General features: G+C 35.3%; 21 protein-coding genes. 15 read left to right on the top strand and 6 right to left on the bottom strand.

Annotation, left to right across the window (positions count from 1 at the left end; genetic code table 11):
- Positions 1–273 precede the first annotated feature (273 nt).
- The 9 genes from purB to FB551_RS09520 all read left to right on the top strand — a co-directional run bounded on the left by purB (position 274) and on the right by FB551_RS09520 (position 11,485).
- Positions 274–1,701: an adenylosuccinate lyase gene (gene purB / locus FB551_RS09565; protein WP_034699682.1), complete on the top strand. Its 1,428-nt coding sequence runs from the start codon at positions 274–276 to the stop codon at positions 1,699–1,701.
- Positions 1,702–1,786: 85 nt separating this feature from the next.
- Positions 1,787–2,770 carry a hypothetical protein gene (locus FB551_RS09560; RefSeq protein WP_142017031.1) on the top strand — a complete coding sequence of 328 codons (984 nt, stop codon included), beginning with the start codon at positions 1,787–1,789 and terminating at the stop codon, positions 2,768–2,770.
- 28 nt (positions 2,771–2,798) lie between these two features.
- On the top strand, positions 2,799–3,770 hold the full coding sequence (locus FB551_RS09555; protein ID WP_142017029.1) for a WG repeat-containing protein: 972 nt from the start codon (positions 2,799–2,801) through the stop codon (positions 3,768–3,770).
- Between the two features lie 199 nt (positions 3,771–3,969).
- Complete coding sequence (locus tag FB551_RS09550) at positions 3,970–5,001, top strand: PDDEXK nuclease domain-containing protein (protein WP_047433600.1); 1,032 nt, start codon at positions 3,970–3,972, stop codon at positions 4,999–5,001.
- 26 nt (positions 5,002–5,027) lie between these two features.
- Entirely contained in the window at positions 5,028–8,723 is a 3,696-nt protein-coding gene (locus FB551_RS09545) for a phosphoribosylformylglycinamidine synthase (protein ID WP_142017027.1), read from the top strand.
- Positions 8,704–9,117: a ribonuclease inhibitor gene (locus FB551_RS09540; RefSeq protein ID WP_142017025.1), complete on the top strand. Its 414-nt coding sequence runs from the start codon at positions 8,704–8,706 to the stop codon at positions 9,115–9,117. Before FB551_RS09545 ends, FB551_RS09540 begins: the two co-directional genes overlap by 20 nt.
- A 740-nt stretch (positions 9,118–9,857) precedes the next feature.
- Complete coding sequence (locus FB551_RS09530; RefSeq protein WP_142017021.1) at positions 9,858–10,487, top strand: SGNH/GDSL hydrolase family protein; 630 nt, start codon at positions 9,858–9,860, stop codon at positions 10,485–10,487.
- Positions 10,487–10,819, top strand: a complete 333-nt coding sequence (locus FB551_RS09525; protein WP_142017019.1) for a gamma-glutamylcyclotransferase family protein — start codon at positions 10,487–10,489, stop codon at positions 10,817–10,819. Before FB551_RS09530 ends, FB551_RS09525 begins: the two co-directional genes overlap by 1 nt.
- A gap of 207 nt (positions 10,820–11,026) precedes the next feature.
- Positions 11,027–11,485, top strand: coding sequence for a GyrI-like domain-containing protein (locus FB551_RS09520; RefSeq protein WP_142017017.1), 459 nt, complete (start codon positions 11,027–11,029; stop codon positions 11,483–11,485).
- 145 nt (positions 11,486–11,630) lie between these two features.
- Here the strand turns inward: FB551_RS09520 and FB551_RS09515 are convergent, their stop codons facing one another.
- The gene (locus FB551_RS09515) at positions 11,631–11,987 is read right to left on the bottom strand and encodes a diacylglycerol kinase family protein (RefSeq protein ID WP_142017015.1); all 357 of its coding nucleotides are present in this window, start codon (positions 11,985–11,987) and stop codon (positions 11,631–11,633) included.
- A 183-nt stretch (positions 11,988–12,170) separates the two neighbouring features.
- On the opposite strand from FB551_RS09515, the gene dnaN reads away from it, so the two are divergent.
- From dnaN to FB551_RS09485, 6 genes are all read left to right on the top strand, one after another.
- Positions 12,171–13,301: a DNA polymerase III subunit beta gene (dnaN, locus tag FB551_RS09510; RefSeq protein WP_034699704.1), complete on the top strand. Its 1,131-nt coding sequence runs from the start codon at positions 12,171–12,173 to the stop codon at positions 13,299–13,301.
- Between the two features lie 316 nt (positions 13,302–13,617).
- Positions 13,618–14,451, top strand: coding sequence for a M23 family metallopeptidase (locus FB551_RS09505; protein WP_047433595.1), 834 nt, complete (start codon positions 13,618–13,620; stop codon positions 14,449–14,451).
- A gap of 55 nt (positions 14,452–14,506) precedes the next feature.
- Positions 14,507–15,337 carry an AraC family transcriptional regulator gene (locus FB551_RS09500; RefSeq protein ID WP_142017013.1) on the top strand — a complete coding sequence of 277 codons (831 nt, stop codon included), beginning with the start codon at positions 14,507–14,509 and terminating at the stop codon, positions 15,335–15,337.
- A 63-nt stretch (positions 15,338–15,400) separates the two neighbouring features.
- Positions 15,401–16,021, top strand: coding sequence for a DUF417 family protein (locus tag FB551_RS09495; protein WP_142017011.1), 621 nt, complete (start codon positions 15,401–15,403; stop codon positions 16,019–16,021).
- Positions 16,022–16,227: 206 nt separating this feature from the next.
- Entirely contained in the window at positions 16,228–18,630 is a 2,403-nt protein-coding gene (pheT, locus tag FB551_RS09490) for a phenylalanine--tRNA ligase subunit beta (RefSeq protein WP_142017009.1), read from the top strand.
- A 356-nt stretch (positions 18,631–18,986) separates the two neighbouring features.
- On the top strand, positions 18,987–19,397 hold the full coding sequence (locus FB551_RS09485) for an META domain-containing protein (RefSeq protein WP_047433591.1): 411 nt from the start codon (positions 18,987–18,989) through the stop codon (positions 19,395–19,397).
- A gap of 49 nt (positions 19,398–19,446) precedes the next feature.
- Here the strand turns inward: FB551_RS09485 and FB551_RS09480 are convergent, their stop codons facing one another.
- From FB551_RS09480 to FB551_RS09460, 5 genes are all read right to left on the bottom strand, one after another.
- Positions 19,447–19,686, bottom strand: coding sequence for a hypothetical protein (locus tag FB551_RS09480; RefSeq protein WP_002977986.1), 240 nt, complete (start codon positions 19,684–19,686; stop codon positions 19,447–19,449).
- A gap of 51 nt (positions 19,687–19,737) precedes the next feature.
- Positions 19,738–20,628 (bottom strand): 3-hydroxybutyryl-CoA dehydrogenase, encoded by an 891-nt coding sequence (locus FB551_RS09475; protein ID WP_185150217.1) that lies wholly within the window; start codon positions 20,626–20,628, stop codon positions 19,738–19,740.
- A gap of 10 nt (positions 20,629–20,638) precedes the next feature.
- Positions 20,639–21,049, bottom strand: a complete 411-nt coding sequence (locus tag FB551_RS09470; protein WP_142017005.1) for a hypothetical protein — start codon at positions 21,047–21,049, stop codon at positions 20,639–20,641.
- A 31-nt stretch (positions 21,050–21,080) separates the two neighbouring features.
- Positions 21,081–21,959: a CGA/CIA family class A beta-lactamase gene (bla-A, locus tag FB551_RS09465; RefSeq protein WP_142017003.1), complete on the bottom strand. Its 879-nt coding sequence runs from the start codon at positions 21,957–21,959 to the stop codon at positions 21,081–21,083.
- 66 nt (positions 21,960–22,025) lie between these two features.
- Complete coding sequence (locus FB551_RS09460; protein ID WP_142017001.1) at positions 22,026–23,756, bottom strand: cellulase family glycosylhydrolase; 1,731 nt, start codon at positions 23,754–23,756, stop codon at positions 22,026–22,028.
- Between the last annotated feature and the right edge of the window lie 345 nt (positions 23,757–24,101).

Below are 24,101 nucleotides of genomic sequence, written 5' to 3'. Positions count from 1 at the left end.
CTTTTCTGCTAATGACAATTCAATGCTAAAGGTAGATTATTGCGTTAATATGCGACTTAGGAATCAGTAGCGTTAAGAAAATTTCAATGTAATCCGCTAAAAATTTTAGGAGTACATTAAAATTTTTAGCGGATGATTCCCGTCTTGAACTTTTGTATACTTTTGTTTCAAGACAAAAGTATAGTATAAATCATGAATGAAAATCATCAAAGCTGGATTTTCATCTCTCACCGAAAAACCGTATTTTTGTACATCTAAAAAGTAAAAGAACGAATGAATTCCTACAAAAATCCATTGGAAGAGCGCTACTCCAGTGAAGAAATGTTATTTAACTTCTCACACAATAACAAATTCCAGAATTGGAGAAAGCTTTGGATAGCTCTTGCTGAAATCGAAAAAGACCTTGGACTTGAAATTACAGACGAGCAGATCGCTGAGTTAAAAGCTAATGCTGAAAACATCGATTACGTAAAAGCTGCAGAGTACGAAAAAAAATTCCGTCATGATGTAATGGCTCACGTTCACGCTTATGGTGATGTGGCGCCTTCAGCAAAAGGAATTATCCACCTGGGGGCAACTTCGGCTTTTGTAGGAGACAATACAGACTTAATTCAAATCCGTGACGGACTTTTAATCTTAAAGAAAAAGTTGGTGAACGTGATGAAAAATCTTTCGGATTTTGCAATTCAGTACAAAGACCTTCCTACTTTAGGATTCACACACTTCCAGCCGGCTCAGTTAACAACAGTTGGGAAAAGAGCTACCCTTTGGTTACAGAGTTTGGTTCTTGACATCGAAGAATTGGATTTCTTCCTTGAGACCCTTCGTTTCAGAGGAGTAAAAGGAACTACAGGAACTGCTGCAAGTTTTCTTGAACTGTTCAACGGTGATTATTCTAAAGTAAAACACTTAGATAAAGAACTTTCAAAAAGATTCGGTTTCGAAAAAGTTTTCGGAGTTTCCGGACAGACTTACGACAGAAAAATTGATGCGAAAGTAGTTGCTTTATTAGGAAATATTGCACAATCTGCACACAAATTCACAAACGATTTACGTTTACTTCAGAACCTTAAGGAAATTGAAGAACCATTCGAGAAAAACCAGATCGGTTCATCAGCAATGGCTTACAAGCGTAACCCAATGAGAAGTGAGAGAATCGGAGCATTGGCAAAATATGTAATGTCTCTGACAACAAGTTCTGCAATGGTAGCTTCTACACAATGGTTTGAAAGAACATTGGATGATTCTGCCAACAAGAGATTAACCATTCCTCAGGCATTTTTAGCTGTTGATGCAATCCTATTAATCTGGAATAACATCATGAACGGAATTGTTGTTTATCCGAACAGAATCAACAAACACATTATGGAAGAACTTCCTTTCATGGCAACAGAATATATCATCATGGAAGAAGTAAAAGCTGGTGGTGATCGTCAGGAAATTCACGAAGTAATCAGAGTTCACTCTATGGAAGCTTCCAAGAAAGTGAAAGAAGAAGGAAAAGAAAACGATCTTATCGAAAGAATCTTAAATGATGATTCTTTAAAACTAGACAAATCAAAACTGAAAGAAGTTTTAGATCCTAAAAACTTTATTGGTTTCGCGCCGATCCAGACGGAGGAATTCATCAAAAATGAAGTGCAGCCAATTATAGACCAAAACAAAGACTTAATAGGATTGGAAGCTGATCTTAAAGTATAAAACAATATGCAGTCTTTTGGGCTGCATATTTTATTTAATTCGTATGAAGATTTACCTGTTTTTTATTTTGTTTTTATTTCCTGTGATGATATTTTCCCAGGATTTAAAACCGAATAAAAAAATCAGATCCGATGCCGATTTTAGCCATATAGTTTCAGGGATGACCGCTCCTTTTAGTTTGGGTGACTTTTCCAGAATGGGATTGTTTACAAACTCTAAAAATGACAGCGTTTTTGCTGCAGAGTATGAAAATAAGAGTAATGATGCCTTATTTAAATTCAAAATTATTCCGGCTTTCCTTGATGAGGAAAGGCTTTTAAATCATTATTATAAAGATTTAACTGAAAGAAAATATATTCCTAAAGAAAGTGAAAAAGTAAATAAAGGAGTAACATTTAAAGAAGGAAAGTTCAAGCTTCACGGAATCAGTAGCTATTTTAACCATCTTAACAGACTGATTAATGTAAGAGTTTATGATGCGGGGTTTTGGGTTTTTATTTCAGAAATAAGCCAAAAAGGAAATGATACTTTACTTCTGGATAAAATGCATGAAGAATTTTTAAAGAATTTACAACCAGCAAAAATTGTACAAAATAATCCTTTAACAAGATATTCGAATATTATTTATGCACCTGTTGCTGCTCGTGACACTGTATTATTAAGAATTACAATGAGTAGTGCTACAAATAAGATGAAATGGATATACGAGAATATTGATAAATATGAAAGAGCTTCAGGAATTCCTGGAATCCTTTTAGATTTTCACATTGCGGGAATAAATGGTTTTATAGATTACAAAACGAAAAAAAATTCTACATCAATTAAAGAAGGTAATTTTACAGTGGATAAATTGATTTCGTTCTTCACAAAACTTCGAAATGATGGCTTTATAGACGAATATTTAATGGAGCAGTATAACTATTTATTAAGTCCTCCAGAAAATCATCAGTTTGATTATGAAGGTTATCAGAAGTGGAAGCTAAACAATTCTGTAGACTATGATGTTGCTAATAAGTATTATATTATTGTAAATTCGCGTAAGAAAACAGATCTCACTAAAGACGAGTAAATTAAGCTTTGAAACCATTTCCAATTCAATGAAAAAAATACTTTTAACCATCATACTGACACCGATCATTTCTTTTTCTCAGATTAAAGAAGATTTACATTATTTTAAATCCAAAGATTCTTTAGTGGGAGTAAAAGATAAGGCCGGAAAAATAATTGTTCCGGCACAGTTCAAAGTCTTTTCATTTATTAAAGATGGAGATCCTGTAGAAGGAGAAACCATTCTTTTTGACGGAAGTAAAGAAGGTGAAGAACCAGAGAAAAATGCATGGGGCTATGTGTACGACAGAAATGGGAAATTCCTGTACCAGCCTTTCCTTTTTGACAATGGAGCAGATTATTTCTCTGAAGGATTGAGAAGATTGGTTAAAAATGGTAAAGTAGGATTTGCAGACCGTAATGGGAACACTGTTATTGAAGCTGAGCATGACTTTGCATTTCCTTTTAATTACGGTTATGCTGCATTTTGTGATGGCTGTGATTGGGAAAAAACAAATGATGAACACAGATCCATTGTAGGCGGAAAATGGGGCGTGATGAATGTCAAAGGAGAAACGGTTCAGCCATTAGCAAAACCAACAGATCAGAATGTTGAAATAAATGGTAAATACTATCCTAATCCTTTTCATTATACTGAAAAGGAGAAGAATATCCTTCAGTTCTTTGAAAAGCAGAAGAAAAAACTGTCAGATCTTTATTATGTAAATTTTTATGACAAATTATCTGAAAAAGAAAAGAATCTGTTTTTTGAAATCGTAGAAAGGCCAAAAGAAAATTTTCCCTATTATCAGGTTAATACTTATAATGATAGGAAGAAAGATTTAGATATGCTTTACCGCTTCAAGTTTCTGGTTTCAGAAGATGGAAAAACATTTTATGCCATTGAGGGTTTTAATGAAAAGAAAGTTCCTTTTGAAAACTGGCTGAAAGAAGAAATAAAAAATGCTGAGGATTTTCAGAAAGAACATAAGGACAATCCCAATAAGTTTATCAATAAATAATATAAAATTGGAAATTCAGCAGTTCAAATTTGAAGAACATATGACTTATTCCTTTAAATTTGTACAGAATAATAGTTGGAGGGAAAATCTCTTTCAAAAATTTCCAATATAGATGGGTTTAAAGAAGGAAACTTTAACTCAGAAAAAGTAAAAAGAAAAATAAATCTAATATTAAAAATCTGATATCTAATTTTTAATAATGTTACAGAATCAAAATCATCAACAATTAATAACCGATCTTAAGGAGCTGGTGGACAAGACAAAAAGTCAGGTTGCAGCTCAGGTAAACTCGGCAATGGTGGTTTTGTACTGGGAAATAGGAAAAAGAATAAATGAAGATGTTTTAGATAATAAGAGAGCAGAGTATGGCAAAGAAGTTATTGTACAGATCTCTCAACAACTTACTTTAGAATTTGGAAATTCATTTTCTGAAAAAAATATCCGGAAAATGATGCAGTTTGCGTCTGTTTTTAGTGATTTTAATATTGTCGCATCAGCGATGCGACAATTATCATGGACCCATTTTTTACTCCTCATTCCTATTTCACAAGATACTAAAAGAAACTTTTATCTTGAAGTTTGTAAAATTGAAAATTGGAGTGTCAGAGTCTTGAGAGAAAAAATCAATTCTCTGCTTTTTGAACGAACAGCAATAAGCAAAAAGCCTGAGGAAATAATAGATAAAGAACTGAAAAACTGGTCTGAAAATAATATTTTAAATCCTGATCTGGTTTTTAAAGACCCTTATTTCCTGGACTTTTTGGAATTGAAAGATACCTTTTCTGAAAAAGATTTAGAAGAAGCTATTATTGTGGAACTTCAAAAATTCATTTCTGAATTAGGAAGTGATTTTGCATTTCTTTCAAGACAAAAAAGAATCACAATAGATAATAGAGATTACTACCTGGATTTGCTTTTCTATCATAGGAAACTAAAATCCCTGGTCGTTATCGAACTGAAATTAGGTGAATTTGAAGCCAGCCATAAAGGGCAGATGGAGCTTTATCTCTCATACCTTAATAAATATGAAAAAGTAGAAGGGGAGAACCCTCCCATTGGTTTAATCCTTTGTTCCGGGAAAAATTCAGAACATATAGAACTCATGAATCTGGAAGGAGATCATATAAAAGTAGCAGAATATTTACTTATCTTACCTTCTGAAAAAGTTTTGCTTGAAAAATTGCATCGTTCAATAGAGATAGCAAGAAATAAATTTGAAAATAAAAAATAAATCTAATATTAAAAATCTGACATCTAATGTCTAATAACAAAAGAATTTTCGTAGAAAAAAGAGGAATTTTCGATGTTGAAAGTCCAAAAATTTTTGATGAAGTAAAAGCGGTGGTTCCGGCAGTTCAAAGCGTGAAAGTATACAACGTTTATGATATTTTCAATCTGAATGACGGAGAATTTGAAAAAGTGGTAAACAACACTTTTGTAGACCCTGTTACTGATATTTTACATACCGAAAACCCTGCAAAAGCTATTCATTTCGGAATGGAATTTTTGCCAGGTCAGTATGATCAGAGAGCAGATTCTGCACAGCAGTGTATCGCTTTGCTTACAGAAAATGAAAAATCAAAAGTAAGAAGTGGAAAATTAATCGAATTTGAAGGAGTTTCTGAAGCTGATTTGATTAAAATCAAAGATCTTCTGATCAACAAAGTGGAATCTCAGGAAAAAGACTTATCTATCCTGGACATTCCAGCAGATGAAACACCATCAAAAGTAATCATCCACGAAAATTTCATCAATTTCAATGATGCGGAGCTGGAGAATTTCTATAACAATCACGGTTTTGCATTAGGATTGGATGACCTGAAATTCATTCAGGAATACTTCAAAACTGAAGAAAGAAATCCTACGGAAACAGAATTAAAAGTATTAGACACATACTGGAGTGACCACTGTCGTCACACGACTTTCGAAACTCAGTTGTCAGACATTCAGTTTGAAGGTCAGTTCAAACACACATTGGAAACTATTTTCAATGATTATATCGAAAAAAGAAAATTCCTAGGCCGCGAATTGAAGCCAATTTCCCTAATGGATCTTGCAACAGTATGCGGAAAATATTTCCACAAAACAGGGAACCTTGATAACTTGGTAATTTCTGACGAGATCAATGCTTGTACCATCCAGATCGAAGCAGAATATGATGGTAAAAAAGAACCTTGGTACTTATTATTCAAAAACGAAACGCATAATCACCCAACAGAAATTGAACCTTTTGGAGGAGCATCCACTTGTTTGGGAGGTGCTATCAGAGACCCATTATCCGGAAGATCTTTTGTATTCCAGGCAATGAGATTAACAGGTGCTGCAGATGTTTTGGAGCCCGTTGATAAAACATTACCAGGAAAACTTCCTCAGAAAACCATTACAAAACAGGCGGCCAACGGATATTCATCTTATGGTAACCAGATAGGCCTTGCGACTACAATGGTTTCAGAAATCTATGACGAAGGCTACAAAGCCAAGAGAATGGAAGTCGGTTTTGTTACCGGAGCTGTTCCTGTAGATTGGGTAAGACGTGAGAAGCCTGAAAATGGTGATTCAATCATTATTTTAGGTGGTGCAACTGGCCGTGACGGAGTAGGAGGTGCAAGCGGAAGTTCAAAAGAACAGGACGAAACTTCCATCCACACGATGAGTTCAGAAGTTCAGAAAGGAAATGCGGTAGAAGAGCGTAAAATTCAAAGGCTATTCAGAAATCCTGAAGTAACGAAGCTGATTAAAAAATCAAATGACTTCGGAGCAGGAGGAGTTTCTGTGGCAATTGGTGAGATTGCAGACTCTTTAGAAGTAAACCTTGATGTATTACCATTAAAATATGAAGGATTAAACGGTACCGAGCTTGCTATTTCCGAATCTCAGGAAAGAATGGCTGTGGTAGTAGATCCTCAGGATAAAGAAAAATTCATCAGATTCTGTGAAGCTGAAAACATTGTTGCTGTAGAAGTAGCAAAAGTGACAGATTCAGGAAGAATGCAGATGTTCTGGAAAGGAGATAAAATTGTAGACCTTTCAAGAGCTTTCTTAGATACCAACGGATGTTCAAAATCTCAGAAAGTGAAGATCACTCACCTTGAAGAAGTAAAAGAAGAAACAAAAGCTTTCACAGCAGAAAACTTCCTGAACATCCTAAAAGATAAAAACGTGGCTTCCCAGAAAGGATTGCTTGAAATGTTCGACTCTTCAATCGGAGCAACGACAGTTGCAATGCCTTTAGGAGGAAAATATCAGCAGACCCTGATGGAAGGAAGTGTGCAGACCCTGCCAATTTTAGGAGCAAAAGATATTAAAACCGTTTCTTTGGCAAGCTGGGGATTCGATGCTGAAATTTCAAAACAAAACTCCCTGTTAGGATCATCTTACGCCGTAGTAGAAAGTGTGGCAAAGATTGTAGCAATGGGAGGTGATTATAAAAATATCAGACTAAGCTTCCAGGAATACTTCGAGAAATTAGGGCAGAATCCTGAAAAATGGGGTAAACCTTTAGCTTCACTTTTAGGAGCTTACGATGCTCAGATCAATTTAGGTCTTGCAGCCATTGGAGGTAAAGATTCCATGAGTGGAACCTATCAGGATCTGAATGTTCCGCCAACCTTGATTTCTTTTGCATGTGCCAACGGAGATAAAGAAAATATCATCTCTCCTGAATTGAAAAATGCAGGAAACAAACTATATTTCTTTAATCACATTGCTCAGGAAAGCGGACTTCCAAACTATAATGCTTTAAAAGAAGTTTTTGAATTCATTTTCGAAAACATCAAAGCAGGAAAAATCGTTTCTGTGAAAACAGTAAAAGAAGGAGGTCTTGCCGTAGCTTTAGCAAAAATGAGCTTCGGAAACAGATTAGGAGCGGACATCAATGCTGATGAAAATGTTTTATTGGCTAAAAATATCGGAAGCTTAATTATTGAAGCAAAAGAAGAATTAAGCTCAGCAGCTCTTCAGTTTATCGGAGAAGTAAAAGATTCAGGGACTTTAAAAATCAATGGTCTTGAATCAAATATTACAGACCTTGTAGCAACCAACACGAATACATTCGAAAATCTTTTCCCAACAGTAGAAAAAGAAAAGATCACGGTTGAAATTGATGCTAAACACAACTCTGTCAATCCAAGAAATATCATCATTAAAAAACACGGAATTGCTCAGCCAAAAGTATTCGCTCCGGTATTCCCGGGAACCAACTGTGAGTATGATACGCTGAATGCATTCCAGAAAGAAGGTGCTGTAGTAAGCAGCTTACCTTTGATCAATATCAATCACCAGTTACTGGATGAAAGTATTGATGCATGGGTAGAAGAGATCAGAACTTCCCAGATTCTGGCATTCTCAGGAGGTTTCTCTGCTGGTGATGAGCCGGATGGTTCTGCAAAATTCATTGTAAACGTTCTGAAAAACGAGAAAATGAAAAATGCAGTACACGAATTATTAGACAGAGATGGGATGATCATAGGGATCTGTAACGGATTCCAGGCGCTTGTGAAATCTGGATTGCTGCCTTACGGAAGAATCAAAGATCTTGATGAAAACTCTCCGACGTTAGCTCACAACGCAATCAGAAGACACATCTCTCAGATGGTTACGGTACAAGTGGTGAATGACGAAAGTCCTTGGTTAAAAGGAATGAAAGGACAAACTTTCACTATTCCTATTTCTCACGGGGAAGGACGTTTCATGGCTTCAGAAGAAGAAATCAAGAAATTATACGAAAACGGACAGATTGCAACCCAATACATTGATCTTGATGGAAACATTGCCCACGGGATGCCTTTCAACCCTAATAATTCATTATTCGGAATTGAGGGGGTTACCAGCCCATGTGGAAAGATCTATGGAAGAATGGGACACCCGGAACGTTTTGCTGAAGGTCTCATGAAAAATATACCAACCGCAAATTATCACAACATATTCAAAAACGGTGTTGAATACTTCAAATAACAATACAAGAAAAATGATCGTCATCCATGGCGGTCATTTTTCGTCTTTAGGAGGTTTCTACGAAGAAGCTTCCAGTGTCCTGATGAAAGATGCAGATTGGAAGGTAGGAACATTAGATGGATTTGATGACATTCTCTACGGTGGTTTCGGAGTATTTGAAAACAAAGAAGAAATTGAAATCATCTGGAAAGAATCACAGAAATCAAAAGAAGAATTAGGTTTTGCTGCTACTTGTGAATTCTACGAAAACAAAATCAGACAGGGAAAACCATTCAATATGGAATTAATTCAGCAAAAATTAAATGAATTGGAGGAAGGAAAAGGACAAACACTTTTTGAAATCCTGATTGAAATTATAGAATCACATACCAATATTACACTGAGACTTGAATGATGAGTAATAAGTAATAAGTAATGAGTAATGAGTAATGAGTAATGAGTAATGAGTAATGAGTGATGAGTGGAAATTTTGAAATATTGACATTTTCCAGCTAGCTTCATCCAATCAACTTGTTGATTCCTTCTTTGCCTCCTGGAATCAAAATAATACCAATAAAAACTTTGCGTCAAAAAAATATATATAATATTTAACCATTAAGAATAGTAAAGTTTTTAAGGAAAGTTAAGATTCATCTAAGATGAATAAATAAACGGTCTGCTTAATAATAGCATCAGCTGTTACCTTAATATTTCTTCACCTCTTACAAAACCTTAATGGTTCAAATAATTTTATGATCAAAGTTATTACATCAACTTGTTGATTCTCTCTTTGCTCCCTTGGGTTAATGTATTGATAATGAGCTATTTGTGTTAAAAAAACATAACCATTAAGAATAGTAAAGTTTTTAAGGAAATTTAAGATTCATCTAAGATGAATAAATAAACGGTCTGCTTAATAATAGCATCAGCTGTTACCTTAATAATTCTTCACTTCTTATAAAATCTTAATGGTTCAAATAAGTTTATTTAACCAGGGTACAAATCGATCTATAGCTAAGTGAAACGCCCTTGCGAACGAAAAAAATAATATAAAAACTTTGCGTCTTTTGCGTTAAAAAACTATGCAATTTGAAAGATATTAAGAATTTTTCTCACTATTTTTACTTCAACAAAAAAGGAAATAACAGAAGTTGAATGAAGAAAATTATTTACGGGCTGTTCTTCGGTGACAGCATTACCTACGGGGAATATGACGGAGTTTTTGGAGGTTGGGTAGATATTTTGAAAAGATACGCCCTGCAGAAATTTCATGAAGGAAATGGAGATGAACTGATCCTGTTTAATCTTGGAATAGGAGGAGAAACCACAGAAGGACTATTAAAAAGGATTCCTCATGAATTGACAGCAAGAAATTCTGCTGACGGAAATATTGTTTTCCTAAGCTATGGTGCCAATGATCTGGCTGTAAAAGATGAAATACAAATTGTAGATCCTGAAAAGTTTAAAAGCAATATTAAAGAAGCGATTGCACATGCCAGACGGTTTTCCAATACCATTTATCTTGTAAGCATTCTCCCTTTTTCTCAAAAAATAGATGGAGTAGTGGTAAGTTCGGGGAAGAAAAGAATCAACGAAGATGTAGTAGTTTATAATCAGATTCTGAAAAATATTGCCGCTGAAGAGTCGCTGGGATATATTGATTTCTATTCGGCTTTCCTTGCTGATAAAGAAGTTCTGCTTTCTGAAGACGGCGTACATCCTAATGAAAAAGGCTATGGAATGATGGCCGAAATAGCAATCCCAATCATTGAAAAATATCTATAATGCCTAATTTATTTTCTTACGGAACCTTACAGAAAGAGCAGGTTCAAATGGAAACTTTTGGAAGACTTTTACAAGGTGAAAATGATATCTTATCAGGCTATAAATTAAGTATGCTTGAAATCACAGATCCTGAAGTACTTCGGAAAAGTGGTCAGAAATACCATCCTGTCCTGGAGTTTTCAGGAAATAATAATGATCAGGTGGAAGGAGTACTTTTTGACGTAACAGATGCAGAAATCCTTCAGGCAGATGAATATGAAGTCGATAATTATAAAAGAATAGAAACAGCCTTTAAATCCGGAAAAAAAGGATTTATCTATGTCGGAAAATAGTCATTGCGAGCGAAGCGAAGCAATCTCACTTACATTCAGTACTAAAATAGTTCAATAGAGGTGGGTTATTATCCTGAGCTCAGTCGAAGGGAGCCCACTCATTTTATAAACACAAATCCACAGGCTTTAGCCAAAACTTTAAAAAACTCCTGACATACCCTTGTCACAACCAGTTCTTATCTTTGTAACACAACAAAAAATCAAGAAATGAATAATGTAAAAGTAGCTCCTTTTAAGGTAATTGGTATTGCGGTGAGAACAACCAATGAAAATGGACAGGCAGGAAAAGATATTCCGGTATTATGGGAGAAAATGATTAATGAGGATATTCTCAATTCAATTCCGAATAAGATAGACAATACTATCTATTCCATCTACACCGATTATGAAAAAGACCATACAAAGCCTTATACAACAGTTCTTGGTTGTCAGGTAGAAAATCTGGACACAATTCCTGAAGGAATGGTGGGATATTCCTTTGATGGTGGAAAATATTTAAAATTTACAGTCAATGGGGATCTCTCAAAAGACTTAGTAATTAATGAATGGATAAAAATCTGGAATATGGAGTTAGGAAGGACATTTACTGCCGATTTTGAAGTGTATGGAAAAAAAGCACAAAATCCATCAGATGCCGAAGTCGATATCTTCATCGCTGTCAAATAAGAAAAAAAGTTCTTGCCTTAACAACCTTTTTCAACTGAAGACGTGATATTCCCCTCCCTCGGAGGGGTGTCAAAAATTCAAAGAATTTTTGACGGGGTGGTTAAGCATGTAACTTAAATATTTGCCAGCAATATTTCAGATTTCTCTACCCGAAAATATATTTCCAATACACTAGAACCCCAACAGCCACCGAGGCAATGGCTGTCAATACTACAGCTCCTGCAGCAATATCTTTGATAAAGCCGATTCTTTTGTCAAAATCTGGCTGGATGATATCACAGATCTTTTCAATAGCAGTATTGAAAATTTCAGCACTTAAAACAGCAAATGACGCGATCATAACCAAAGCTGTGTCTGTATTGTTCAGGTTGAAATAAAAAATAAGAAAGAGGTTGGCAAAAAATGCAAAGAGTTCAATCTGGAAATTTCTTTCCGTTTTTATCATCATAAAAACACCCCTGAAAGCATTGAGAAAACTTTTATGGATAGGAGTTTTTTGCATAATTCTGAACTTTTAAGACAAAGATAGTCTTTGTATTTTGATAAAATTGGGTTCACCGAAGAAATATAAGCATAATGTCAAGGCTCAAAACAAATTAAGGATCTTTGTTAAAAACTCCTCCATATTATTCTTTTCTTTGTTGTATCTATTTATTATATTTGTAGAAACTTATTTTATAAATCTATGAAATTTATTATTTCAAGTGGTGAACTGCAGAAGGCTTTGCAAACTGTAAGTGGCGTAATATCAAGCTCTCAATCGAGACCGATTTTAGAAAACTATCTTTTTGAATTAGACGGAAATAATGTTACCATTACAGCATCTGACGGCGAGACAACTCTTGTTACTTCTCTGGAAGTAAAGTCTGATGATACAGGTAAATTTGCTGTTCCTGCTAAAATTTTTCAGGATTTTATCAAGACATACGGTGAACAGCCTCTGACATTTGTTGTAAAAGACAATGCCGAAGGTACTGGAAGCCAGCTTGAGATTTTAGATGAAAAAGATAATTTCGCAGTAGCATTAGACAATGCTGATGATTATCCTGAATTACCGGAATTCGACGCTTCCCAAAGTGTAACGATGCCGGCAGGAGTTTTGTCTGAAGCATTGACAAACACACTATTCGCTACAAGTAACGACTCTCTTCGTCCGGTAATGACAGGAGTTCTTTTCCAGTTTGGAGAAAATGAAACCAATTTCGTTTCTACAGACTCCCACAGATTGGTGGTGTACAAAAGAGCAGACCTTATGAATGCTGAACCGATGGAGTTTATCATGCCTAAAAAGCCTCTTAACATTTTCAAAAATATCCTGGCAAGTTCCAATGAAGACGTTACGATCGACTTCAATGAGAATATGGCTAAATTTACTTTTGGTAAGCATATCTGGATCTGTAGACTGATTGACGGAAAATATCCGAACTATACAGCGGTAATTCCAAAGGAAAACCCAAATGTGTTGACAATCAACAGAAACCTGTTGTTAGGAGCAATCAAAAGAGCATCTATCATGTCCAACAAATCTACCAATCAGGTGAGATTTAAGCTTTCCGGAAATATTCTTCACCTTCATGCAGAAGATACTGAATATGCAAACAAAGCTGATATGCAGATTCCTTGCGACTACAACGGAGAAGATATCAATATCGGATTCAGTTCAAAATTCTTAACTGAAATGCTGACAATCCTGGGATCTGACGATATCACTATGAAAATGTCTCAACCTAACAGACCAGGTATCATTGAACCTCTTGATGGTCTTGAAGAAAATGAAAATATCTTAATGTTATCAATGCCGGTAATCGGATTGTAATAGTAAGATAACAAATAATAGAAAGCCGGAATTTTCCGGCTTTTTTTGTAATCCTGAACTCCGACTCATAGTTGTAATGATGGGAATCGAATTAGAAATAAGGGAATTAGGAGTGTCAAGAAAATTTCAATGTAATCTGTTAAAAAATTTCCACTGTTTAAGTATAGGATAAAATATTGAAACGAAGCAAAACCGGATTATCCATGTAAGTTTGTAAATTTTAGGAAGACATTCAAATTTTTAGCGGATGATCTGTCTTTACCTTTTGTATATTTTTGCTTCAAGGTAAAAGTAAAGTAAAAACAATTTAATAAACATGAAAAAAACAGCAATTCTCGGATCACTTATTTGCTCTCTATGGGCTTTTTCGCAAAAGAGTGCGAAAATGTACTATGAGCATACGAAAGATATGATCACTTACTATGCTGATAATATTGAAATCTATCCAATTTCAATAACGTTCTCCGAACAGCCTGAAACAGAAAATCTGAAGAGTCCCGAAGCATTTAAAATGATCAGAGTACTACCTCCTAAATCAATGAAAAACAAAATTGCTTATTTTGTTGTCAACGATAATAAAAAAGGGTGGAAAATCAAGAAAATGCCTGCTTACTATACATTAGCCGGAGATGCAACGATAAAAACCTATGATGCTGACTATACTTATGATCTTCCTTTTCAAAAAGGGAAATCTTTTAATGTTTATCAGGGTTACAATGGAATATTTTCTCATCAGAATGAAAACTCTTTAGATTTTGTAATGCCTGAAGGAACCGAAATTACAGCGGCAAGAGAAGGTAAAGTGATTGATGCAGTTCAGAATAATAATACAGGATGTCCTACATCAAGTTGTGCTAATCAGGCTAATTATATTTCAATTTTACATTCGGATGGAACCATTGCGCAGTATTTTCACCTGAAACAAAATGGGGTTAAAGTTAAAATAGGAGATGAAGTTAAAAAAGGTGATTTAATAGGATTGAGCGGCAATACAGGCTGGACAAATGGCCCGCATTTACATTTCCAATGTTTTCTTCCCGATCCTTCAAAGCCTAAACAAAAGAATACACTCAAAACCCTTTTCAGAACCGGTAACGGAAGTAAAACCGAATATCTTACAGAGAAAAAAACATATTTAAAAGAGTACTAAAAAGATAGTGTTATTTGTGAATCATTAGCGTCATTAGTGTTTAAATTGACTCATCATGAAGATAAAAATACAATCTTACCACACTTCAGATTTTCCTTCAGAATTCACTACTGAAAACTATAGTGTGGTTTTATGGAAAGGTTCAGGTGTTTTTTCTGTGGACGATATTAATTATTCTTACAGCGGATACAATATTCTGTTTCTTTCCCCTTATCAAAAGGTGAAGCTGGCTTCTGACTCTGATGAAAATATCGATGTGCTTTTCTTCCATGGAGATTATTACTGTATAGAATATCATAAAGAAGAAGTAGCTTGTAACGGTCTTCTTTTCAATAATATTTACCTGAATCCGGGGGTTGAATTGTCAGAGGAAAACTACCATTATATTCTGGAACTTTTCAGTCACATCAAAAAAGAAGAATCTGAAAAACATCCATTTTCTGAATCCATTATCAAAACTTATATACAGCTTATCCTTGCCATTGGAAGCAAACAGAAAAGCAGTATTGAAAAAAGTGTGATTGCTAACGAAAAGCTTCCCAATAAAAATGCTGCAGAATTTCAGAAACTTTTGGAAACACATTTTAAAAATGAAAAAGAACTGTCATTTTACAGTGACAAACTGAATATTACCAATAACACATTAAGCAAAGCGGTAAAGAAAGAATTTGCCAAAACACCTACTCAGCTTATCAATGAGAGAATTATCCTGGAATCTAAAAAACTGTTGCATTTAACCTACAGGTCTGTCAAGGAAATTGCTTCAGAGCTGGGATTTGCAGATGAATTTTATTTCAGCAGGTATTTCAAAAAATCAGTGGGCTGCTCACCTAAAAATTACAGAGGGAAAGTAGGGATCTCTGTGGTGGCGAAAATGTACATGTAATGTCCTGAAATGTCTATGTTGGCGCTGTATGCATGTGAATACCTTTGTTAAAAAAATAATCACATGAAAAATAACAGACTTTACGACCAACTATTACAATGGGATACGTATTTTTTCAATTTTCTCAGAATTTCAATTTTCATCGTTATGGCATGGATTGGAGGCTTGAAAGCCTTTCATTACGAAGCTGATGGAATTGTTCCTTTCGTTGCCAACAGCCCTTTGATGAGTTTTTTCTACAAAAATGCAGATCATAAAGTTATTAATGAAGATAAAAAACTGGTTACAGAATACACTTTGTATAAAAATCCTGAAGGAAAAGTGATTCAGAAAAACATTGACTGGCATCAGGAAAACGGAACATATACCTTTTCCTACGGTTTAGGGACAATGATCGTTGTAATAGGAGTTATGGTATTACTGGGGATTTGGTTTCCTAAAATTGGAACAATTGGAGGTGCTTTAACATTTTTAATGTCGTTGGTTACCCTGTCATTTCTGATCACCACTCCTGAAGAGTTATATGTACCGAATCTGGGTGGAGATTATGCAACTCCTCATTATGGTTTTCCCTATCTGTCCGGAGCAGGACGTCTGGTATTGAAGGATATTATCATGATGGCCGGAGGGTTGGTGTTATTTTCTGATAGTCTGAAGAAGCTGGTAAGACCATCGGACCAATAGTTTCCATAATCAGCAGCAGAAAGATTAACGAAAATTTATTATCTTAAAATCGCTTCGAAATTTCTCTATTTCTCAAAAAAACACGACATTTGTAGCTCGAAAAATCATACCGGAAAAGGTGTGGTATTCCAAATAAAAGTTTCAAAATAGAGCAGATGAAACCTTAGGACTCATCTGACGAATTAAATAAGTAGATAGATTAACAAATGAAAATATCAAACAACTGGCTGAAGGACTTTGTAAAAACGGAATCAAAAACTGAAAGAATCGGTGAATTCCTTACAGATATAGGTCTTGAGGTTGAAGGGATAGATAAATTTGAAAGTGTAAGAGGCAGCCTGGAAGGAATTGTTGTAGGTAAAGTACTTACTTGCGAAAAACATCCTAATGCTGACAAACTGAAGAAGACAACAGTAGATGTAGGAAACGGAAAAGTGCTGAACATTGTTTGCGGAGCTCCTAATGTTGAAGCAGGGCAAACTGTTCCTGTAGCCGTTGTTGGAACAAAAATCTATGACAAAACCGGAAACTTTTTTGAAATTAAAGAAGCTAAAATCAGAGGAGAGGTTTCTCAGGGAATGATCTGTGCTGAAGACGAATTAGGTCTTAGCGAAGATCACGGAGGAATTATGGTGCTGGATGAAACAAAATATGAAGTAGGAAAAAACTTTGCAGACTATTTTGAGCTGACCAGTGATGAGGTATTTGAAATCGGATTAACACCGAACAGAACAGATGCTATGTCTCATTATGGTGTTGCCAGAGATTTACACGCCTATCTTTCTACCAACCAATTGAAGTCGCAGTTTAATAAAGTAGCTTCCGAAGTGTTGAATGGTGAGGGAACTCATGATTTCAAACTGGAAATTGAAGATGCAGAATTGTGTCCAAGATATATCGGAGCTGTTATTGAAAACGTAAAAATAGCAGAATCACCATCCTGGTTGAAAGACAGACTGAAAGCGATCGGACTAAGCCCGATTAACAATGTTGTAGATATTACCAACTATATTCTTCACGGATACGGACAGCCGCTTCATGCATTTGATGCAGATAAAATTGCAGATAAAAAAGTGAAAGTGGGAGTGGTGAAACCGGGAACAAAATTTACGACTTTAGATGGTGTTGAAAGAACATTGAACGGTTCTGAAATCATGATCAAAGACGGTAAAGATAAGCCGATGTGTATTGCCGGAGTATTTGGTGGTGAGAACTCAGGAGTATCTGAAGCAACTAAAACAATATTCCTTGAAAGTGCTTATTTCAACCCGATTGCTGTGAGAAAAGGTGCTAAAGCACACAGCTTGAATACAGATGCTTCTTTCAGATTTGAGAGAGGAGTAGACCCGAACCTTACAAGAACAGCGATCACTCATGCTATCAAAATGATTCAGGAAATTGCTGAAGGTAAATTAGTAGGTGAGTTACTGGAAGAATATCCTAAGAAAATAGAAGATAATTATGTGATTATCAGATTCTCTAAAATTGAACAGATTTTAGGGACAAAAATTCACAGAGAAAAAGTAAAAGAAATTTTAAAAGCGCTGGAAATTCAGGTTTTAAATGAAATTCCAAATGGTTTCGAAATTTCCGTTCCTGCATACAGAGCAGATGTAACAAGAGAAATTGACGTAATTGAAGAGATCTTAAGAATCTACGGATACAATAAAATTGACGCTCCACAGAAGATTTCGTTTACTCCTGTTAAGCTAAGTGCGAACGATCAGGATGAACTGGAAAACAGCTGGGCAAGAACATTACAAGGCCTTGGTTTCAATGAAGTAATGAACAACTCATTAACCTCTGTAAAAGACGAAACAGATGCTGTAAAACTATTGAACCCTTTAAGCGGTGATCTGGCATTCATGAGAAAGTCTTTATTGGAAGGACTTCTTCAGAATACAGTATACAATATCAACAGAAAGAACCAGGATATCAAATTCTTCGAATTAGGAAAAATTTATCACAAAAAAGATAAATACGAAGAAAGAAAACAATTGGCATTATTAGTTTCAGGAAGAGATGTTGCTGAAAACTGGCTTCAGCCAAAGTCTGCGGTAAGCTTCTATAACCTTAAAGCTTATGTAAAAGTTTTATTGGAAAGATTGGCTGTAGATTATAAAGAAGTAGCTCTCACTGATGATAGATTCTCTGATGCATTGGTATATGAAGCTAACGGTAAAGCATTGGTGAGAATAGGAAAGGTAGCACCTGCTTTGTTGAAAGACTTTGACATTGATCAGGAATGTTTCTATGCTGAAATTGAATTGGAATACGCTCAGGAGTTGCGTTCTAAAAATGAATTGAAATTCAAGGACATCCCGAAATTCAACAAAATCAGAAGAGATTTAGCCTTATTGATTGATAAAACAGTTAACTATCAGGATTTGTATCAGACGGCTAAGAAGAACAAATCTCCATTCATTAAGAGCATTAACCTGTTCGATGTATATGAAGGTAAAAATCTTCCGGAAGGCAAGAAGTCATATGCCATGAGCTTCGAGCTGTTAAACGAAGAGAAAACACTGGAAGAAAAAGAGATTACAGAAGTAATGGATTCTCTGATCAAAGCTTTCCAGAAAGAATTCAACGCTGAGTTGAGATCTTAATATTTGAAAATACATTTCATAAATAAATAGAAACGGACTTTTTTAAGTCCGTTTTTTTGTTGTATTGCGTTGCTGTTAGGCTTGGGATAAAACCATTGATATGTTTGTATTTTAAACAAACGGGCTTCCTTCAACTAAGTTCAGGATTATAGCCCGTTCCTATTGAATTGCATTAGTGATATTAGTGAAAATATTAGTGTTATTCGTGTTTAAAAGAATCCTTCCAAGGGCATTTTTTACTACAAAACAACCAGAAAAATATTCAAAATAACAAGTGTTAAAGAATAATAAAATTCACGCCAGCCCGTTTAAATAATATAATTTCCGTAAATTTGGGTTAATTCAAAAAGAAAAAAATGAAAAATCTTTTTTTAAGTATATGTACAGCTGCAGTCCTGGCTTCATGTGGATCTATGACAAGCCCGTCTGCCTCTAAAGTAGGAAAAGCTCAGCCTGCTCTTGCCAGCACAAAATGGACATTGGCTGAAACGGTGAAAGGTAAAGTTCCGACATTGAATATTGAAGGAGAAAAGATCACCGGAAATGCAGGATGTAACAACTATTTCGGAACGGCTACCATAGATCCGTCTACAGGAAGTTTTACAGCCGGACAGATGGGATCTACAAAAATGATGTGCAGCAACATTGGGGTAGAGCAGAACTTTATGGATATGATGGGAAAAGCTAACAAATATGTGGTTTCCGGAAATACTTTGGAATTGTACAAAGACAATCTTTTACTATTGAAATTCACAAAATCAGAATAAAAAAACAAAAGGAACTCAATTGAGTTCCTTTTTTATGTTTAGAGTGTTATTAATCTTCCTCTTCTTCGTCGTACTTAGCCAACTCTTCGTCGCACCATTTGAACGCTGCTTCTACTACTTTAGTAGCCTCGTCTGCCATCGTTTCTTCATCATCACCTTCAAGATCATCTAACCACTCAACTTCTTCTTCCTCAACGTTTAAGATAAATCTTGGATATTCTGTATGAACCACGAATAGATCCTCTGGAAATTCCGAATTATCTGCTAATAAAAACTTTGGTAATTTCATTTTTTTAATGTTTTAACTTTCTCAAAGATAATTAAAATTATTGATTTAAGATTACTTCAAAAACATTTTTGAAACTTTTTCAGCTTTTTTGCTTTCAGAATAATCGTAGAACCCTTCTCCTGATTTTACACCCAGTTTTCCGGCTGTCACCATATTCACAAGCAATGGATTTGGAGCGTACTTAGGATTTTTGAAGCCGTCATACATTACGTTCAGAATAGCAAGACATACATCAAGACCAATAAAGTCTGCCAGCTGAAGCGGACCCATCGGATGAGCCATACCCAATTTCATTACCGTATCAATTTCTTCTACACCAGCCACTCCGTTGTAAAGTGTTTCAATAGACTCATTGATCATTGGCATTAAAATTCTGTTCGCTACAAAACCAGGGTAGTCATTCACCTCTACAGGAACTTTGCCTAAAGTTTTACTCATCTCATAAACCGCATCAAAAGTCTCTTTGGAAGTAGAATATCCTTTGATGATTTCTACCAGTTTCATAATAGGAACCGGGTTCATGAAGTGCATACCGATTACTTTATCAGCTCTTTTGGTAGCAGCAGCAATTTTGGTGATAGATATCGATGAAGTATTGGTTGCAAGGATACAGTTGGCAGGAGCCAGTTCATCCATCTGACCAAAAATCTTCAATTTAAGATCAAGGTTTTCAGTAGCAGCTTCTACAATAAGATCAGCAAATCCTGCAGCATCGTTCAATGCTGTGAAAGTAGTAATATTGCCTAAAGTTTCAGCTTTTTGCTCTTCTGTAAGGTTTCCTTTTGCAATGATTCTGTCAAGATTGGTAGTAATGGTTTTTAAACCTCTGTCCAAAGCTTCCTGGGATACGTCTACAAGATTTACTTTAAAACCGCTCTGTGCGAAAGTATGTGCAATACCATTCCCCATGGTTCCCGCTCCGATAACTACAATGTTTTTGATCATTTTTCCTTTATTTTTTATAGATAGTTAAATTTTTTATATCTGCAAGATCAGATGGTGTGACAACAGCTGTTGAATCAAAGGAAACATTTCCTATACTTTGACTTTTCTTATTATTGTTCTGGTTGGAAACAGTAGCTGTTAATCCCCTTATCAGTCGTTTTTTTTGATTCTTTGTAAGAAAGTCTGTGCCAACATATAATGCATATTCGCCTTCTCTTCCCAGCCCCTTTTGAATCAGGACTTCCAGGCTTTTTATCTGGCTTTTATTCTTAAATTCTTTCAGAAAACTCATCACAGGCTTATCAGATGGAGGACCACAGCATACACTTCCGTAGCTGATCTCTAAATAATTCTGATTCTTCTGTGAATAAAAGAATGTAAAAGCAAATAGAGCCGTTGTTAGTATTATTTTTTTCATGTTAAATCGCTTTAAAAATAAGCTTAAAATTTTACTTATTAAAATATTCCCAAACCTCCCTGGAAATATCCGAAATCATTCTGCAGTTCACCGCATCCGTTTCCGTTGAATTACTGACAAATACAGCTAATGCATAATGTTTTCCATTAGGTAAAGTAATGATTCCTATTTCATTTTCTGCACCCGTTAAACCTGCTTTATTCTTTCCCGACGATCCCGTTTTTCTTGCCACAGGCGTATTTTTTGGAAGCTGTTCAACCATTTTATTCATTCCCGTTGAGGTAGACCATAGTACTTTCATCAGATAATCTGTAGATTTCTTTGATAATAATTTTCCGTCATAAAACTTTTTAAGGACATCAACCGCAGATTTCGTTGTACTATAATTTTGATACTGAACATTCCAGTCTTTATGCATTTCCTCTTCATTATATTTGATTTGAAAACCTTTCACTCCTTTAGAATCCATGAATTTCTGTACTGTTTGAGGACCTCCCAATAGTTTCAGAAGAATATCACAGCCGTTGTTATCACTTTTTGCAACAGTATATTCTATCACTTCACTTAACGGAACTTCTGCATTTTTTCCTGCGTATTGATCACGAAGTGGCGACCATGTATTCTGAAGAAGGTTTGATGAATCCAATTTGATTTTCTGATCCAGAGAAAGCTTTCGCTTATCTACAGCATCCAGAACTGCTGCAGCAATGTGAAACTTGAATACACTTTGCATGGGAAGCTTTTTATCTGCATTTTTATCGTATGTAAAACCATTTTCAAAACCTAGCACAGAAACGCCTACTGTCGCTTTTTTGTTCTTAAGAATTGAATTTATTTTTTGTTCTAATAAAGAGGTCTGAGCAAAGGTAAATGCTGAAATCAGAAGGAAAAATAGTGCTGTTTTTTTCATAGTATGATCATTAAAAAAGCCCTCTTCCGAAGACCGGAAGAGAGCTGCAATTTAAGACAATTATTATTATTTTAATTCAAAATAGTTCAGATTAACTCCATCATTTTCAAAGATGATCCTGATTTTGTTTTCTCCTTTCTGTAAGGTGATATTTTTGGTTGAAACCGTTTTCCAGTTTTCATTTCCTCCTGTTGATGCAAGCGAAACCGTCGCTAAAACTTTTCCGGAAGCCGTTTCAATTCTTATTTTAGAATCATTGGCTGATGCATAACGGATGTCAAACGTATAATTTTTGTTTTCTTTTGACTGAATTGTATACTGAAGCCATTCTCCCGTTTCTGTTTTTCCTACATAATACTGATTGGTAACCTTATCATTACATTTATAAATATCCACCCCATCATTTCTCATCTGCTGTCCGGAGTTCCATTCTGATCTTTTAGCCGGATCACTCACCCAAAGATTAATGAAATCTTTATCCAGATAGGCAGAACCCATTCTTCCCAGATCATATTCCGAAGCGAATATCCTTCCAGGAGCCTGATGGTTTCTGAATGGCTTTGTAGAAGCATCCGTAATCTGTCTGAACATCGCATCAATGACATCTCTCTTGATCTCTGTGTTGTTCAGCTTATAATTGTCGGCAATCTGTAGTAAAGCTTTTCTTGCATACTCTTTGGAAGGCTTTTCACCTCCGTTTTTCCAATAATCCAGTAGTTTTTCATATTCAGGAGTAGTTTTTACATTGGTAATTCCCGCGATATTATCAATCTTTTTCATCGGCCAGAAAGCATATCCGATGTTATGCTTACCCAAAAGCTGAATCAGCTCAGTAAACCATACATTAGAATTTTCACCCGTTTCACCAAGCCAGATCGGCATATTATGCTTTTCTCTTAGGTCCAGTGCAAACTTCAGAGTCTGATCATCATTGTAATTCCAGTATTTATGAAAACTGAAAGCCATATTATTGTCCCAGATAGCCGGAAGTCCGTTATAATTGTTTCCCCAGCCGTTTCCTTCAATGAAAATAATATGCTTTTTGTCAACCTCTCTGATGGCTGCCGTAATGTCTTTCTGAAGCTTCCAAAGAGGAGCATTGGACATTTCATCTGTTCCATTTGGGTTTTTACCTGTGAAATTAATATTGGGCTCATTAATCAGATCATACCCACCAATCCATGGATTATCTTTATACCGTTCAGCCAGTTTTTTCCATAGCGCTACTGTTTTTCTCTGGTTTTCTTCATTGGCCCAAAGTGAAGGCTTGGATTTATCATTATCAGAAATATTTGCATCATTTCCCTGACCTCCCGGAGCGGCATGAAGATCCAGAATCAGGTATATTTTGTTATCTGTACACCATTGAAGAAGATCATCTGTCATTTTAAAACCTTCCTCCAGCCACGTATCTTTTCCTTTGGTAGCCTCCTTTTCAATCGGTAACGTATAAAGATTGTAATGCATCGGTAATCTTATAGAATTGAATCCGGCTTTGCCTAAAAAGTCGATATCCTGCTTTGTGATTCCGTTTTTCAGGTAAGCTTTGTAGAACTCATTCATTCCGTCTTCGCCAATTAATTCTGCAATTTTCTCCTTAATCTTATACTGAGGTCCTGCAAAATCTGCAGTTTTCAGCATGTATCCTTCCTGCAGCATCCAACCGCCAAGTCCAAGACCTTTCAATTGAATGTTTTCACCTTTATCATTGACGATTTTCTGTCCTGATGTCTTCAGTAATTGTGATGTCCCAAATTGAGACAATAAAAGTGCGGATAATAGAATGGCTCTTTTCATAGTAGTTTCAATGGTTTAAATAATAGGGAAATATTAGAAATTATAATGAATAATAACCGTCCCAGATGAATCTATATTCAGATCATTGAGTATGTCGGATATCCATATATGTAAAACAAAATCTTTCAATGCTTTATTGAATTATTCTTCAAATATATTGTTTTTTTGTTTTGAAATGGATTTTTTATTGATAAATCAATACTTATAAATGAAAAATTTTTATTTCATTACAGGTTTTAAAGAATACAAAGCAGTAATTAACAGAATAAGTAATATAGCTTCATTGAATCGATTTTTAATCGATTCAGGCTTTGCTCGCATAGCTAAAGATGGAAACTTTGCGTT

Source organism: Chryseobacterium aquifrigidense (genome assembly GCF_006716485.1).
GTDB lineage: Bacteria > Bacteroidota > Bacteroidia > Flavobacteriales > Weeksellaceae > Chryseobacterium > Chryseobacterium vietnamense.
Note: the sequence above shows the minus strand (reverse complement) of the source record. Positions and strands in the feature narration are given on the sequence as shown.

Coding starts and splice junctions, on each gene's coding strand:
- purB (WP_034699682.1), top strand. CDS start 274: ATGAATTCCTACAAAAATCCATTGGAAGAGCGCTACTCCAGTGAAGAA.
- FB551_RS09560 (WP_142017031.1), top strand. CDS start 1,787: ATGATATTTTCCCAGGATTTAAAACCGAATAAAAAAATCAGATCCGAT.
- FB551_RS09555 (WP_142017029.1), top strand. CDS start 2,799: ATGAAAAAAATACTTTTAACCATCATACTGACACCGATCATTTCTTTT.
- FB551_RS09550 (WP_047433600.1), top strand. CDS start 3,970: ATGTTACAGAATCAAAATCATCAACAATTAATAACCGATCTTAAGGAG.
- FB551_RS09545 (WP_142017027.1), top strand. CDS start 5,028: ATGTCTAATAACAAAAGAATTTTCGTAGAAAAAAGAGGAATTTTCGAT.
- FB551_RS09530 (WP_142017021.1), top strand. CDS start 9,858: ATGAAGAAAATTATTTACGGGCTGTTCTTCGGTGACAGCATTACCTAC.
- FB551_RS09525 (WP_142017019.1), top strand. CDS start 10,487: ATGCCTAATTTATTTTCTTACGGAACCTTACAGAAAGAGCAGGTTCAA.
- FB551_RS09520 (WP_142017017.1), top strand. CDS start 11,027: ATGAATAATGTAAAAGTAGCTCCTTTTAAGGTAATTGGTATTGCGGTG.
- FB551_RS09515 (WP_142017015.1), bottom strand. CDS start 11,987: ATGCAAAAAACTCCTATCCATAAAAGTTTTCTCAATGCTTTCAGGGGT.
- dnaN (WP_034699704.1), top strand. CDS start 12,171: ATGAAATTTATTATTTCAAGTGGTGAACTGCAGAAGGCTTTGCAAACT.
- FB551_RS09505 (WP_047433595.1), top strand. CDS start 13,618: ATGAAAAAAACAGCAATTCTCGGATCACTTATTTGCTCTCTATGGGCT.
- FB551_RS09500 (WP_142017013.1), top strand. CDS start 14,507: ATGAAGATAAAAATACAATCTTACCACACTTCAGATTTTCCTTCAGAA.
- FB551_RS09495 (WP_142017011.1), top strand. CDS start 15,401: ATGAAAAATAACAGACTTTACGACCAACTATTACAATGGGATACGTAT.
- pheT (WP_142017009.1), top strand. CDS start 16,228: ATGAAAATATCAAACAACTGGCTGAAGGACTTTGTAAAAACGGAATCA.
- FB551_RS09485 (WP_047433591.1), top strand. CDS start 18,987: ATGAAAAATCTTTTTTTAAGTATATGTACAGCTGCAGTCCTGGCTTCA.
- FB551_RS09480 (WP_002977986.1), bottom strand. CDS start 19,686: ATGAAATTACCAAAGTTTTTATTAGCAGATAATTCGGAATTTCCAGAG.
- FB551_RS09470 (WP_142017005.1), bottom strand. CDS start 21,049: ATGAAAAAAATAATACTAACAACGGCTCTATTTGCTTTTACATTCTTT.
- bla-A (WP_142017003.1), bottom strand. CDS start 21,959: ATGAAAAAAACAGCACTATTTTTCCTTCTGATTTCAGCATTTACCTTT.
- FB551_RS09460 (WP_142017001.1), bottom strand. CDS start 23,756: ATGAAAAGAGCCATTCTATTATCCGCACTTTTATTGTCTCAATTTGGG.